The following is a 15,529-nucleotide window of genomic DNA, read 5'->3' as shown; positions in this document are numbered from 1 at the left end:
CATACGATGGAAAACGAGAAAAGACACTGGCCGATCGGAATTTTTGACAGCGGTATTGGCGGACTTACTGTGGCTCAGGCAATTACAAAACTGATGCCCAACGAAAAACTGATTTATTTCGGAGATACTGCTCACTTGCCCTATGGCGATAAGTCGGCTGCGGCCATACAGGCTTACTCGGTCAAGATCTGTAACCTGCTCCTGAAGCAGCAATGTAAAGTTATTCTGATAGCCTGCAACTCGGCTTCGGCGGCGGCTTACGAGCTGGTAAAAGAATATGTGGGCAGCAAAGCCAAAGTGCTGAACGTGATCGACCCGATTGTTTCGTACATCGGCAATACCTATCCCGGCAAAACCATCGGCCTGATCGGCACCAAGCAAACTGTAAATTCGAATGTGTACCGCAAAAAAGTAGATGCGCTGGACCTGGGCATCGAACTGAAGTCGCATGCTACGCCGCTGCTGGCCGCCATGATCGAGGAAGGTTTCTTTAACGATACCATCTCAGAAAGTGTCATTCATGCTTACCTCTCGGACCCGGACCTTTACAACATTGAAGCGCTCATTTTAGGTTGTACGCACTATCCGCTCATCAAAAAACAGATCGAAAATTACTATAAAGGCAAAGTGGATGTGCTGGATGCCAGCCAGATTGTAGCTCAGCACGTGAAGAACTACCTGGAGCAGCATGACCTGGCCTCGGATAAGTTAACCGGCGATCATCATTTCTATGTGTCTGATTTTACCCGTTCCTTCGAAGAAAGCACCCGTATTTTCTTTAAGAGGGAAGTAGAGTTGGAGCATTATCCGTTATGGGAATAAGGTCGGTTCTGGGTTGAGCTATAGTTTGATAAGTTATAGTTTCCCTATTTGTCATGTCGAGCAAAGCCGAGACATCTTATATGTGCAATAACACACTTCTGTCATTTCGAACAGAGTGAGAAATCTATCTCAGGCTATAGTTGCTTCTTTGTCATCCCGAGCGAAGTCGAGGGATCTTATACAGCCTATCCTTCTATAGTTTACGTTGCCTACTATTAGAACCAAGCCGTAGTTCTATAGCTACTTCTAATCCTGGGAGCTTTATGAGCCTATCGTTTTATAGTTAGCTTGGCTCCCTCCCGGGCCGGGAGGCCCCGTCTTCGGGCATCGCGCTGCTGCCTTCTTGCTATCCTCGTACCTCGGATTGCCTGGCGGCACCGCAACAAGTCAAAGGCGCTCAACCCAAAGACTGAGATCAAATTCGATAGCTACGACTTTGGCTATAGTTGCTTTACCTGCTTGTAGTGATAGCAGATTGATTTCTTGTTCGTGGTTGTAATTCCTCGGGGCAGGCTGCGCCTACCTGCTCTTGAGTTGTAACTATAGAACTATAGCTTCAACTATAGCAAAGGCAGAGATTGTCCCCTTGAGGGGACTACAGGGGTGTTAAAGCAGCAACTATAGAACTATAGTTGAATCTATAGCAGTATCGGAGTTCCCCTCCTTGGATAAGGAGGGGTAGGGGTGGTTTGAACCACTGCAACTATGAAACTATAAATCAAACTAAAGTTATAGCTGAAATTCCCCTCTTGAGAGGGGTAGGGGGTGTTTTTTCATAACCTTGAGAATATAGTTTCAACTATAAAACTATAGCTAAACCAAAGCCCTTCAACCAGACCAATTGAGGCCCAAATCCGGGCTTAATTATCAAATTCGGTGTAAAAACCGTACCTTTAACTGTAATCCATCAGAACTTATGAAAAAACGATACCTGCGCATTGGCGACCTGAAACGAAACGCTTTTATTGTAGCGGCAGCTACCTGTATGGGCCTGACCAGCTGCGGCGACAGCAGTAACAACACTACAGGTACCAGTGAAGAAGTGAAAGTACCGGACGGCATCATTACCGAACTTACCGAAGAAGCGCCTGATCAATGGAAAATCACTGACGAACGCACGACCGCTCCGGGTGGAAGTATGGCTATTTTAAAGTATAACGATGGCCGGGTAGACACGCTTCAGGGTCTGGCACTCGAAAATCAGATGAAAGACCTGGCAGCTAACCAGCAAACATACCAGCAGGGTGGTTTTGGACTGGGCAGCGTGTTGTGGTGGAGCGGCATGGGCTACATGGCAGGCCGCATGATGTCGCCCCGACCTGCTTACTATGCAAACCCCGGCGTTATGAACAACACGGCAGCCTGGCGCCAGAACGTACAGACCTACCGGCAGCAGAGCACAGCGCCGCGCTCCGGCAGAAGTGGCTATTTCAGAGGTCGCAGCAGTGGCGGCGGTTTTGGCGGGTAAGTATCATTTCAGAACTATAGTTGATGCTGGATAATTTAAGAATAAGAATGCGCCTGGAACCACACACGGGCGATGTAGAAACTGCTGTGCGCGGACTTGGCTGGGACTGGTGTGTGGAAGATGGTTGCGCCAATTATGTACCCGGTGAGGCTGTGGTCCTGAACGAAACGGATGCCGATGCCTTATTGGAAGCTGCCGACACCTTGTACGACATGATGCTACAGGCGGTGCCCGACGATCTGCCGGATGCTTTCCTGAATGTGCTGGGAATACCGCAGAACCTGTGGCAACTGGTACGCCAGTCTTGGAACGACGACCGCCACTGGCACCTGTATGGCCGTTTTGACCTGGCCCAAACCCCCGAAGGACCGAAGCTGCTTGAGTTTAACGCTGATACAGCCACATCCATACCCGAAACGGCTGTGGTGCAATGGGCAAGCCTGGCGGCGGCCGGTAAAAACGATGCTAACCAGTATTCCGGCTTATACGAGGCACTGGTTGAGCAATTCAAAACCTGGCGCATGATGAACAATGATCTTGCCCCTGCTTTGCTGTTGACCTATATCGGTGGTAGCGCCGAAGACGAAACCAACTGTGCTGTGCTGACCCAGGCTGCCACCGAAGCCGGTTTTGATACACACCTGAGCCCGATTGAGGAAGTAAATATTTCTACACAGGGTGCAGAGCGTGGCGTTTGGGCGCAGATAGGGCAGGAGCAATGGCAGCAGTTTCCGTTCCTGTTCAAGTTACTGCCCTGGGAGCAGATTGCCTGGGAAGAACCTGAACTTTGCGAAAGCCTGACGCAGCTTGTGCGCAGCCGGAATGTGGTGATCGCGAACCCGGCTTATACCTTGTTGTTTCAAAGCAAAGGCATGCTGGCCTGGCTCTGGAAAGCCTACCCGTACCACCCGCTACTATTAGAAGCAGACCTTGCACCTTTAAGAGACAAGTACATCCGTAAGCCATATTTCGGCCGTGAAGGGCAGAGTATAGAAGTGGTAGATAAGGTACGTGTTACCAAAATGGAAGGCGAATACGACCAGCAACAGCAGGTATACCAACGCTGGTGCGACCTGCCACAAGACAACAAAGGCTATACCTACCAGGCAGGCGTTTTCTGGGCAGGAGAAGGTTGTGCTATCGGTTTTAGAAGAGAGAAAGGCATCATCACCAACCTGTCGCAGTTTGTGCCGCATTTGGTAGAGTAGGTTCTCAGATTTGAAGATGGAGTAATGTGCTGATGTAAAAATGTGTTAATGTGCTGAACTAATATAGGTTAATGCGATGGCGAGAGCGTCCTCGCTCGTGACGAACTATAGTTGGGCGTCCCGCCCAGTTGAGTTACAAACTCAACACTATAAATAGGCACGAGTTACAAACTCGCGCCAGCAAAAATGTGAAACTATAGTTTTATCCTGCTCATCCCTAAATTTTGTAAATCCTTGGGGTAGGGGTCCTGTTTAAAGATTCAGACATTAGCACCTTAAACAATTATTACCACATTAGCACATTAAAAACTACCTTTGCCAGCTAATAAACCCTAACCGCCTATGCTCGCTTTTGTGCTGACACTTGTGCTATTACTATCTATAGTGATCGTGCTGGCGTATGCAGAGCGGAAGGTGGCGGCTTTTATGCAGGACCGCATGGGCCCAACCGAGGCAGGTCCGCACGGTTCGTTACAGGCAGTGCTGGATGTACTAAAGCTCTTGCAGAAAGAAGACATAGTACCCGCCGCTGCCGATAAAAAGCTGTTTAAACTGGCCCCGATCCTAATTTTTGCTGCTGTTTTTGCTGGTTTTGCCGTCATTCCATTCACTCCGGATCTGGTGCCTGCGGGCATCGGTATTGGCGTTTTTTACTTGCTGGCAATCATCTCATTGGATGTAGTTGGTTTGCTGATGGCGGGCTGGGGCTCTAATAACAAATATGCCATGCTGGGAGCCATGCGCTCGGTAGCGCAGATCGTGTCGTATGAGATTCCGGCTGGCCTGGCTATACTTGCTGCTGTTATGGTGTGCCAATCTTTGGATTTTCAGGAGATCAGTTACCAGCAAGGCGCTTTGATAAACCAGTTTCCGGGGCTGGAACATGAAATAAACTGGTTGTTTGGCATCGAAGCGCTGGGTATCAACACGACAACTATAGGCGGCATTACCACCTGGAACATTTTCCGGGCTCCTATACTAATGGTTGCTTTTGTGATCTACTTCATCGCCTCGCTGGCCGAAAGCAACCGTGCGCCTTTCGATATTCCGGAAGCAGAGTCGGAGTTGGTGGCGGGTTTTCACGTAGAATATTCAGGGTTCCGGTTTGCCATGCTGTTCCTGGCAGAGTATAGCATGATGGTGCTGGTTAGCCTGGTAGCGGTGATCCTTTTCCTGGGAAGCTGGAATACACCACTGCCGAACATCGGCCCTTTCAGTTTAGCTTATTGGACCACCGGCACCGTAGGAGAGCTATCAAGTATACTATGGGGAGGCTTCTGGTTGCTGAGCAAAACGTTTGTGCTGCTGTTCCTGCAACTGCAGATCCGCTGGACCTATCCGCGTCTGCGCGTAGATCAGCTGATGCACTTATGCTGGAAAGTGCTTACGCCCATTGCGTTAGGTGTAGTGTTAATAGCAGGCATCTGGCGATTATTGATGATATGATATTTAGTTAAAAGTTAAGAGTTAAAAGTTTAAAGTGATTTGAACTCTTAACTCTTAACTCATAACTCTTAACTTGAACGAAGTGAAAAACAGATCCGGTTTCTGGTTTGCGGTAAAGTCGCTGGTAAGTGGATTGCAGCTGACGTGGAAGCATTTTAAGAATGCCAAAAACCGCCGTACGCCGGAGTACGTGACTGATAAGAACTACTTCAACCAACCCGACGGACTGGTGACGCTAACTTACCCGTACGAGGCCATTCCGGTACCAGACAACGGCCGTTACCGCCTGCACAACGAGATTGACGATTGCATAGTTTGTGACCTTTGCGCCAAAATCTGCCCGGTAAACTGCATTACCATTGAGTCTGTAAAAGCGACGGAAGAAATTGGGATGACATCAGACGGTACCAAAAAACGCCTGTACGCACCGGTATTCGATATCGATATGGCTAAGTGCTGCTACTGCGGCCTCTGCACCACCGTCTGCCCAACCGACTGCCTGACTATGACGCCGGTTTACGATTTTGCTGAAGTAGACATCAAAAACATGATCTACCATTTCACTGATCTGAGTCCGGAGCAGGCCGAAGAGAAAAAGCAGCTTCTGGCTAAGCAGCAGGAAGAAATGGCCGCCGCCAAAGCAGCCGCGCTGGCAGCAAGAAGGCAAGGATAACTAATTACTGTTAACTGATAACTGAAAAAATGCTTTTCTACATCTTTGCCGCACTGGCTATAGTTTCGGGGGCTTACATGGTACTGACGCGCAACCTGTTGTATGCAGGTTTTTCGCTGCTGATAACCTTGCTGAGTGTAGCCGGCATTTATGTGCTGCTGTTTGCAGATTTTATAGCGGTAACGCAACTGATGGTGTACGTGGGCGGGGTGCTGGTGCTCATACTTTTCGGTATCATGCTCAGTTGCCGGGTGCACGATAAGTCGGTGCTGTCGGAGAACGTGAATACGGTTTGGGGCGCGCTGGTAGCCGGGCTTATAGTTGTAGGCTTGAGCTATAGTATCTTAAAAGCAAATATCAGCAGTTTGCCTTGGCTGCAGCCTACAGAAATAACAGTGCTCGGAGACCAGAAAAGTACGGTGCAAACTATAGGAATAAAGCTGATGACAGACTTTGTACTGCCTTTTGAAATTGCGTCGCTGCTGCTGCTCATCGCTTTGATGGGAGCCGCCTACATTGCCACCGACAGACAGAAAGTATAACGATGAACATTCCTTTAGAACATATTCTGCTGTTGAGTGCCGTGCTTTTTAGCATTGGTGTACTTGCCGTTATTACCAAACGCCACGCGGTGGTGGTGCTGATGGGGATTGAACTCATCTTTAATGCTGCCAACCTGAATCTGGTCGCTTTTAGCCGCCACGATCCGCAGTTGTTGCAGGGGCAGTTGTTTTCCCTGTTTGTTATAGTTGTGGCTGCTGCCGAAGCTGCTGTTGCCTTAGCTATAGTTCTGCGTGTGTACCAGCATTTCAAAACCGCCAACCTGAACGAGATAGCAACAGACCAGTGATGAAGGAGATTAAGTTGATTTATATGATTCTCCTATAGTTATAGCAGCAGCTTGATTTTGACTATTTAAGCCTTTGAAATCTAAAAGGAGCAGGTTACAGAGCTTAAGAAATCATTTTAATCGCCCTGACACTAATAGAAAAATCAGCTAAATCAGTTTAATCTCCTTAATCACTGGTCTAAATATTTTAACTTTGGCCGCCGAAACCCCAAACTATAACCTGTAAACTTGGAGCTGACCGAACTTTTAAAGCCATTGGCTGGTACACCGCAAACCGCTACTGCCCTGGTAGTGTTACTGCTGCCGCTGCTGGCTTTTCTGGTGCTGTTCTTTTTCGGTAAGCGTCTGCCACGCCGCGTCGACTGGCTGGCGATCGGTATTTCAACTATAACCTTCGCGTTATCGGTTTACCTGTTCGCCCAGACCTGGGACTCTAATACGTACCATGCCCGCATGACCTGGTTCAGCCTGCCATCAACTATAGTTTCAGATTTTACAGCCGGTATTCTGCTGGATAACCTGACCGTGCTGATGCTGGTAATCGTAACCTTCATTTCCACGCTGGTGCAGCTGTTTTCGGTAGGGTATATGCACGGTGATTCCGGTTATCATCGTTATTTTGCTTACCTGGGGCTCTTTACGTTCAGTATGCTGGGCATTGTGCTAGTTGATAACCTGTTGCTGTTGTTCATGTTCTGGGAACTGGTGGGCTTGTCGTCTTACCTGCTCATCGGGTTCTGGTACCACAAACCGGCAGCAGTGGCGGCCAACAAAAAAGCTTTCCTGGTAAACAGGGTAGGTGATATCGGCTTGCTGCTTGGGCTGTTTGCTTTCTACACCTACTTCCGCACTTTCGATTTGGAAGCCCTCCGGTCACTTATAAGCGCTGGCAACTGGGTGAACGGAAATTTTATACTTGCTTGCACTTTTAACGGAGAGCCGTGGCTACTGGAGCTTACGCCGCTGCTGCTTACTCTTGCCGGCCTTGGCCTGTTTATGGGGTGTGTGGGCAAGTCGGCGCAGTTTCCGTTGCAGGTCTGGTTACCAGATGCCATGCAAGGCCCGACGCCGGTATCGTCGCTGATACACGCGGCAACCATGGTGGCAGCAGGTGTTTACCTGGTGGCCCGCTGCTATAGTTTCTTAACGCCGGATGCACTGACTGTTATAGCTATAGTTGGCGCTATTACCGCGCTGGTAGGTGCCCTGGCTGCGCTAAAGCAATACGACATCAAAGCTGTGCTGGCTTTTTCCACTATCTCGCAGTTAGGTTACATGGTGATGGGTATGGGAATTGGCGCTTACGATGCCTCTCTTTTCCACCTGACCACGCACGCTTTCTTTAAAGCAGCCCTGTTCTTAAACTCGGGCATCATCATACACGCCATGCACCGCGGGCTGCACCATGCGCACCTGGAGCACCTGGATGCACAGGACATCCGCAACATGGGCGGGCTCCGCAAAACAATGCCGTTTACGTTCTATAGTTACCTGGTTGCGGCAGCGGCTCTGGCTGGTATTCCACTCACTTCCGGCTTTCTTTCAAAGGATGCTATTCTTTCGGTTAGCTGGGCCTGGGCACAGACCATGAGCGCAAATGGCAACCTGCTGTATTTTATAGTTCCGGTAACGGGCTTTGCAGTTGTAGTGCTCACCGCTTTTTACATGACGCGCCACCTATGGTTCATGTTCTTTGGTAGCTTCCGGTCACCGTTTAATGTGCAGCATATCCGTTATTCGCTTCGGCAGGAAACGGAGCGTGTGATGCTGGCACCGGTCCTTCTGTTGGCCATACTATCGCTGGGTATTTTTTTCTCGCTTAATCCGCTGAGCTTTAGCGGCAGTTGGGTGGTGAACGGTGTTAGCTTAGATAATGCCTCCCTAAAGCTGTTAGCCGACAACCTGGTACAGGCAGTAACATTGCAGGACGATTCCAATCACCTGGAGCATATTGTAATTGGTGTAGTGTCGGCTTTGCTGGCCGCTGCGGGTATAGTTGCTGCCCTTGTCGTTTATAACCGTAAAACCAGCGAAGAACTGCTTCAGGAACAACCAACAGGTACTTTTGCCAGGTTATCCTACAACCACTTTTACCTTGATAGAATCTATAACAGAACCCTGATACAGCCTGCTTTACTGCTTTCCAGAACACTTTACCGGGTAGACAAGCGCGTGATCGATTACACGCTGAACTATGGCAGCAAATGGCTGGTCGTGCTCTCTAAAATGGTGGGCTGGTTCGACAGGCTGGTGGTTGATGGGCTGGTGTGGCTCGTGGCTGCGCTCTCGAAAATGTTCGGGGTGTTAGGCCGCAATCTGCAGAATGGTAAGGTACAGAGCTACTACGCCTATTCATTATTCGGATTTATTCTGATAATACTATATATCGTGTTGTTTTAAAGTATCTTTGGAACTAGAATTTATAAGATTTAAGAGATTATAAGATTTTGCTGAAGTGGTGTTAAAAACAACAAGCAGCAATTAACAATCAACAATAAGTAGCTTGAAGGATTTTATACTAAGCAGCCTTATTTTTTCTCCGTTACTGGCAGCGTTTATAGTACTGCTGCTACCCATGCGCCTGCCTAAAACTATAAAAGGAGTGGCACTGGGCGGGGCTTTGCTGCAACTGGTGCTGGCTATAGTTTTGTATCTGAACTTTGATGGCACAGCCGCCGCCAACGGACAGCAGGGCTACCAGTTCGTAAATAAACTGGACTGGATCAGCTTTTCGCTGGGAAACCTGGGCCGTTTCCAGATCGAATATTTTGTGGGTGTGGATGGCATCAGCATCAGCATGGTGTTGCTTACGGCTATAGTTGGCGTTATCGGCGTTATCTCTTCCTGGACGATCAAAAAGAACATAAAAGGCTATTTCCTGCTCTACCTGCTGCTGCTGACCAGCGTAATGGGCTGTTTCCTGGCCCTGGATTTCTTCCTTTTTTACCTGTTCTTCGAGTTTATGCTCCTGCCAATGTATTTTCTGATCGGTATCTGGGGTGGCCCGAAACGCGAATATGCAGCCATCAAGTTCTTCATCTATACCCTGGTAGGTTCCCTTTTTATCCTGATCGTGATGATCGGACTTTATACATCTGTAATTGACCCGTTGGCTACAGCTGCGCAGTTGGGTATGTTGCAGACCAGTGGCATTAATCCGGATACGATCCTGCAGGTGCAGCAGGCGTTACAGCAGAATGCGATAAGTGGAGCTGATATAGTTCGTACCTTCAGTATTCCGGCCATGATGGACCCGGCCAACTTTATACCGGGTAGTTTGCTGCATGTGCTTTCGGGTACAGTGTTGTGGGACCTACCGGTTCGTTTTATCGCGTTCCTGTTATTGTTTGCCGGTTTTGCCATTAAAGTGCCCACAGTGCCGGTGCATACCTGGTTGCCCGATGCCCACGTAGAGGCGCCTACACCTATTTCGGTGTTGCTGGCGGCTATCCTGTTAAAGGTAGGTGGCTATGGTCTAATTCGTATAGTTTACCCGATCTTCCCGGATGCCGGTGCTTATTTTGCGGTGCTGGTGGGTGGTTTAGGTGTGCTTTCCATCATCTATGGTGCCCTTTGTGCCCTCGCCATGAACGATCTGAAAAAGCTGATCGCTTACTCGTCGGTATCGCACATGGGGTTTGTATTGCTGGGCTTGGCCTCGCTTACTTCGGAAGGGGTAAATGGTGCTATTTACATGATGTTCAGCCATGGTATTATTTCGGCTATGCTTTTCCTGGTGGTAGGCGTTATTTACGACCGTGCCCACGACCGCATGATCCTGAACTTCCGTGGTCTTGCCAAACGCATGCCGGCTTATACCACGTTTGTGGTGATCGCTTTCTTTGCCTCCTTAGGTTTGCCGGGTTTTTCCGGGTTTATAGCCGAGCTGCTGGTGCTGGTAGGTGGCTTTAGCGCTCCGGATATTACTGGTTTGCTGCCGCGCTGGTTAACTATAGTTGCCGTGATCGGTTTGCTGCTGGCGGCTGCCTATTACCTGTGGGCACTGCAGCGCATGTTCTTCGGTAAATACTGGATCTTCCCGGAGCTACGCGCCAAAGCGGTAATGAGCGACCTGAATGCCCGCGAATACCTGATGCTGGTACCCTTAGCTGTTCTGGCGCTGCTGTTCGGTATTTTTCCGCACCTGCTGCTGAACAAGATTGGAATGGCAACACAAGGGTTTACGGAGTTTGTGCTGCGCAACGGGCAGGAGCAGCTGCAAATGGTCTTATCAACTATAGTTAAGTAAGTGAAGGAGCAAACAGCATACTTATCCCAATCTATTGATGCTATACTTGCCGGGGCAGGCTCGCTGCTGCCGGAATTTCTGCTGGCCGGGTTCTTTTTGCTGCTGGTAACTATAGACCTGTTCAGATCCAGAACTATAAAACAGCTGCTGCCGTGGCTGGCGCTTACCGGGTTGTTCTCAGCACTTATTCTTCAGTTCCTGGGTGGCTATACGTCTGGTGGCGTGCAGTTCCTGAATCTGTTGCGCTCGGATGGCCTGGCCCGTTTCAGTGGTATTTTGTTCAGTGCGGCAGGTATCTTTACGGTGCTTCTGTCGCTGCAAAGCAAAGTGCTGGAAAAGCTGAAAGAAAGCCGCGGCGAATACTATGCTCTGATCCTGATGCTGGTGCTGGGCCTGAACCTGATGGCCAAATCCATCAACCTGCTCATGGTTTTCCTGGCTATCGAGCTCGTTTCCATTGCCTCCTACATCCTGACACTCACCTTAAAACAGGAAAAGCGCGCCGTAGAAGCCGGCCTGAAATATGTACTATACGGTACGCTGTCGGCAGGTGTGATGCTGTATGGCATGTCGTTTTTCTATGGCTTTACCGGTTCCTTAAATTATACCGAAGGCACCTTCTGGCAGGCACTTTTGCAGGCCGATGTGTTGCTGGTAACGATAGCTGCCATCCTTGTTTTTGCCGGTTTCTTCTTTAAAATATCAGCTGCGCCTTTCCATTTCTGGGTGCCGGATGTGTACCAGGGCGCGCCCATGCCTATAGTTGCCTTGTTCTCCACAGGGCCTAAAATGGCGGGTATCATCGTTATTCTGCGCTTCGTGGCTGCCTTCTCCGATCCGGTTGTAGCTGCTTATTTTGATGATGTGCTGTTGTTCCTGGGTATTGCGGCATTGGCAACCCTTGTAGTCGGTAACTTTACCGCCCTCTGGCAAAAAACACCACGCAGATTGATGGCTTATTCTTCCGTGTCGCATGCCGGTTTCCTGCTGATGGCGCTGATGGCCTTTGGCACCAACTATACCACGGGTGTATTGTTCTACTTATCGGTGCTGTTGTTCATGAACTATGGCATGTTCCTGTTTCTGCAAATATCCGAAGAGAATTTTGGTGTGCAGAAGCTGGAGCATTTTACAGGTTTAGGGCACAAACTGCCTTACCTGGGCGTTATGGCGCTGCTCTACCTGCTGTCGCTTACGGGGCTGCCGCCGCTGGCTGGTTTTACGGGCAAGCTGCTGGTTTTTACCAACGTCTGGGAGGCGTATTCTGCCTTCGGTAAACCTATGCTGCTGACCCTTTTGGTAGCGGGTGTACTTCTGACAGGCGTGGCCTTATTTTACTATATCCGGATTCCATACTACCTTTTCCTGAAAAGGAATTTAACTGAAGAAAAATTAGTTATTTCACTGTCAGATAAGCTGCTGCTGGCTTTTTTTGCGGTGCCGCTGCTGGTCCTGTTCTTTAAACCCGACCTGCTGCTCCACTGGATCGAGAGGCTATTGGCACAAACTCTTTAACAGCAAACATGAGCGATTCAATAAAACACGAATGCGGTATTGCCCTGATCAGGCTCCGAAAACCAATTGAGTATTACGTTGAGAAGTATGGCACGCCCATGTATGGCGTTAACAAACTGTTCCTGCTTATGCAGAAGCAGCACAACCGCGGCCAGGACGGGGCAGGCGTGGCCAGCATCAAGATAAATGCCGGTCCAGGCATGGAATACATCAGCCGTTTCCGTTCGGTAAAGACCCGCGCCATCGACAGTATTTTTGGCAAGATCGGTAAAGAATATAAGCAGCTGAAGGAGAACAATCCTGAGAAGGCGGAAGATATAGAATGGATCTGGGAGAACATGCCGTTTTTAGGGGATGTTTACCTGGGTCACCTGCGTTACGGTACCCACGGCATCAACAGCGTGGACAACTGCCACCCGATGGTGCGCGAAAACAACTGGCGCAGCCGCAGCCTGGCCGTAGCCGGTAACTTTAACATGACCAACGTTGACGAGCAGTTCCAGAAACTGGTAGAGCTTGGTCAGCACCCGAAACACAAATCCGACACTATTACGGTACTGGAAAAGATCGGCCACTTTCTGGACGAAGAAAACCAGGAGCTGTTCGATTCTTATAAAGATGCATTCACGAACAAGGAAATTACCAGCCTGATTGAAGAAAACCTTGACCTGGAACGCGTGCTAAAGCGTGCAGCCAAGGATTTTGACGGCGGGTATGCCATGGCCGGCTTAACTGGTTATGGTGCTTCGTTTGTGGTTCGCGACCCGAACGGTATCCGTCCGGCCTATTATTACATTGACGACGAGGTAGTTGTAATTGCATCGGAGAAGCCGGCCATTAAAACGGCCTTTGATGTAGACTACAGCGCTATCAAAGAGATTACGCCGGGCCACGCGCTTATAGTTGATAAAGAAGGGAATCCGACTCTGAAAGAGATCCTGGAGCCACGCGAGAAGTTATCGTGCAGCTTTGAGCGTATCTATTTTTCGCGCGGCAACGACCCGGAGATCTACGAGGAGCGCAAGAACATGGGCAAGCTGCTTTGCCGCCAGATTCTGGAAGCCGTTAACTACGACCTGAAGAATACGGTTTTCTCTTACATCCCGAACACGGCCGAAACATCGTGGCTGGGCATGATGAAGGGCATTGAAGACTACCTGCGCACCTACCGTAAAAAGGCTATCCTGAACCAGGAGCTTAGCGAGGAACAGTTGGACGAGATCTTGTCGTTTAAGCCGCGCGCCGAGAAACTGGTGATAAAAGACGTAAAACTGCGCACTTTTATTACCGACGACAGCAACCGCGACGACCTGGTAACGCACGTGTACGATACGACTTACGAAGTAGTAAAGAAAGGTGTGGATACGCTGGTGGTACTGGATGACTCTATAGTTCGGGGCACCACGCTGGAGAAGTCTATCATAAAGATGCTGGATAAGCTGGAGCCGAAAAAGATCATCATCGTATCGTGTGCACCGCAGATCCGTTATCCCGATTGTTATGGTATAGACATGAGCCGTGTGAAGGAGTTTGTGGCGTTCAGAGCAATGCTGGAACTGCTGAAGGACCGTGGTCTGTACTATAAAATTGACGAAGTGTACGACAAGTGTGTGGCTACCGAAGGCACCGAAGCCTTTAAGCAGACCAACTTTATGAAGGAACTATACGACCTGTTCACGCACGATGAGCTGGCCGCCAAAGTATCTGAAATTGTAAAGGCCCCGGATGTACATGCCGAAGTTCAGGTAATTTACCAAACTATAGAAGACCTGCACCAGGCCTGCCCGAACCACAAAGGCGACTGGTATTTTACAGGAAACTATCCAACGCCGGGCGGCACAAGAGTAGTGAACCGTGCGTTCATGAACTTTGTAGAGAAAAAATCAGTGAGAGCTTATTAAGCCAACTATTTTACAACAAAAAAGCACTGCTCATATAATGGTAGTGCTTTTTTGTTGTAAAATAGTTTGTTATTTGGTTTCCACTACCACACCATTGCGGTAGGTTTCTGTCTTAATTACTTTGCCATCTTCGTTGTAATACTTCCAGGTGCCTACCCGGCGGTCGGTGGCAAAGCGGCCTTCTGTTTGCGGCTTACCGTTTTCGAAATAGGTTTTATAGTCGCCTGTCTTTTTGCCGTCTTTATAGGCGGTTTCGGTCTTTACCTTGCCATCAGGGTAATATTCGTAGCTATAGCCTATTACTTTGCCGTTCTGGTAGGTAGCCTTCGACCGGATCTGGCCATTTTCATGATACGCCACGCGCTCGCCCTGCAGTTTGCCTTTGTCGAACACCTCGCTGGTACTTACTCTTTTGCCCGGACCATCGAAGTAGGTTTTCCAGTTGCCCTGCTGTAGTTTGTTCTTAAATTCTTCTTCGGCCTTTATGTTACCGCTGGGGTAGTAAGTGGTTACTTTGCTGTCGGCGCCGTTGTTGCTATAGTTGCCCTGTTCGCGCAGGGTGCCGTCCTCATAAAAGTGCTGTGTTAAGCCGTTGGGCTCGCCGTTCTTATAGTTTATAGTGCTGCGCAGCTGGCCGTTGCGGTAATAAGATTTGCTTGGTCCGCTCATTTTGCCGGCACTAAAACCACCTTCCGTACTCAGTTTGCCATCCGGGTAATAGCTTTTAAAAGTGCCGTGTTTCTGGCCGGCCACGTTGTTCACTTCCTGCTGCAGCTGTCCGTTCTCAAAGTAGGTTTTGTACGAGCCTTCCAGCATACCCGCTCTATAGTTGGCATCCGTTTCGAGCTGGCCGTTCGGGTAGTAGGTTTTGGCCGGGCCGCTCTGCTTTCTATCCTTATAGTACAGCTCCGACTTTACTTTGCCATCCGGGTAAAACTCTTTCATCAGCCCTTCGGGGTAGCCATTCACGAAGTTGGTTTCCTTGCGCAGCTTTCCGTCATCGTAAAAGGTTTTAAAAACATTGCTTTGCTGGTCGTTTTCGTACTGGCCTTCCTGCATCAGGCGGCCATCGGGGTGATAGGCCAGGAACGGGCCCTGCTTCACGTCCAGTTTATAGGTTACCTTAATTCTTGGGTTGCCATTTTTATAGTACTCCGTGAAAACACTGTCCTTTTTGCCTTCCACAAATTTGGCGAATACCTCGCGCTCGCCGGTAGGGTAGTAGCGTTTGTAATAGCCAACTATAGTAGAGTCGGGCTTCATAAAATAGACTTCCTTTACAGCGCCGGGCTCGTTCTGGTAATGGGTTACAACCTTACGGGTTTGCGCCGATGCAGCAGTGCCTGCAACCAACATAACTGCTAAGAGTGAAAGCAACTTAGGCATAGGTATTTACA

12 protein-coding genes are annotated in these 15,529 nt (G+C 49.2%); 11 read left to right on the top strand and 1 reads right to left on the bottom strand.

The window, feature by feature from the left end:
* Positions 1-6 precede the first annotated feature (6 nt).
* From murI to H7F15_RS15150, 11 genes are all read left to right on the top strand, one after another.
* Positions 7-822: a glutamate racemase gene (murI, locus tag H7F15_RS15200; RefSeq protein ID WP_185197849.1), complete on the top strand. Its 816-nt coding sequence runs from the start codon at positions 7-9 to the stop codon at positions 820-822.
* Between the two features lie 916 nt (positions 823-1,738).
* Positions 1,739-2,290: a hypothetical protein gene (locus H7F15_RS15195; RefSeq protein WP_185197848.1), complete on the top strand. Its 552-nt coding sequence runs from the start codon at positions 1,739-1,741 to the stop codon at positions 2,288-2,290.
* A gap of 23 nt (positions 2,291-2,313) precedes the next feature.
* Positions 2,314-3,498: a glutathionylspermidine synthase family protein gene (locus H7F15_RS15190; protein WP_185197847.1), complete on the top strand. Its 1,185-nt coding sequence runs from the start codon at positions 2,314-2,316 to the stop codon at positions 3,496-3,498.
* A gap of 342 nt (positions 3,499-3,840) precedes the next feature.
* Positions 3,841-4,944 (top strand): complex I subunit 1 family protein, encoded by a 1,104-nt coding sequence (locus H7F15_RS15185; RefSeq protein WP_185197846.1) that lies wholly within the window; start codon positions 3,841-3,843, stop codon positions 4,942-4,944.
* An 82-nt stretch (positions 4,945-5,026) separates the two neighbouring features.
* Positions 5,027-5,617, top strand: a complete 591-nt coding sequence (locus H7F15_RS15180; RefSeq protein WP_185197845.1) for an NADH-quinone oxidoreductase subunit I — start codon at positions 5,027-5,029, stop codon at positions 5,615-5,617.
* Positions 5,618-5,646: 29 nt separating this feature from the next.
* On the top strand, positions 5,647-6,159 hold the full coding sequence (locus tag H7F15_RS15175) for an NADH-quinone oxidoreductase subunit J (protein WP_185197844.1): 513 nt from the start codon (positions 5,647-5,649) through the stop codon (positions 6,157-6,159).
* Between the two features lie 2 nt (positions 6,160-6,161).
* The gene (gene nuoK / locus H7F15_RS15170; protein ID WP_221627096.1) at positions 6,162-6,467 is read left to right on the top strand and encodes an NADH-quinone oxidoreductase subunit NuoK; all 306 of its coding nucleotides are present in this window, start codon (positions 6,162-6,164) and stop codon (positions 6,465-6,467) included.
* A gap of 228 nt (positions 6,468-6,695) precedes the next feature.
* Positions 6,696-8,867: an NADH-quinone oxidoreductase subunit L gene (gene nuoL / locus H7F15_RS15165; RefSeq protein WP_255481272.1), complete on the top strand. Its 2,172-nt coding sequence runs from the start codon at positions 6,696-6,698 to the stop codon at positions 8,865-8,867.
* A gap of 175 nt (positions 8,868-9,042) precedes the next feature.
* Positions 9,043-10,716, top strand: a complete 1,674-nt coding sequence (locus H7F15_RS15160) for a NuoM family protein (RefSeq protein WP_370523747.1) — start codon at positions 9,043-9,045, stop codon at positions 10,714-10,716.
* Complete coding sequence (locus H7F15_RS15155) at positions 10,717-12,231, top strand: NADH-quinone oxidoreductase subunit N (protein WP_185197842.1); 1,515 nt, start codon at positions 10,717-10,719, stop codon at positions 12,229-12,231. It begins immediately after the preceding gene.
* Positions 12,232-12,239: 8 nt separating this feature from the next.
* On the top strand, positions 12,240-14,132 hold the full coding sequence (locus tag H7F15_RS15150) for an amidophosphoribosyltransferase (protein ID WP_185197841.1): 1,893 nt from the start codon (positions 12,240-12,242) through the stop codon (positions 14,130-14,132).
* A gap of 69 nt (positions 14,133-14,201) precedes the next feature.
* Here the strand turns inward: H7F15_RS15150 and H7F15_RS15145 are convergent, their stop codons facing one another.
* Entirely contained in the window at positions 14,202-15,518 is a 1,317-nt protein-coding gene (locus H7F15_RS15145; protein ID WP_185197840.1) for a toxin-antitoxin system YwqK family antitoxin, read from the bottom strand.
* Between the last annotated feature and the right edge of the window lie 11 nt (positions 15,519-15,529).

The sequence above is a fragment of the Pontibacter sp. Tf4 genome (genome assembly GCF_014212495.1).
In the GTDB taxonomy this organism is placed as follows: domain Bacteria; phylum Bacteroidota; class Bacteroidia; order Cytophagales; family Hymenobacteraceae; genus Pontibacter.
The sequence above is the reverse complement of the archived record's forward strand: the minus strand, read 5'-3'. Positions and strand labels throughout refer to the sequence as shown.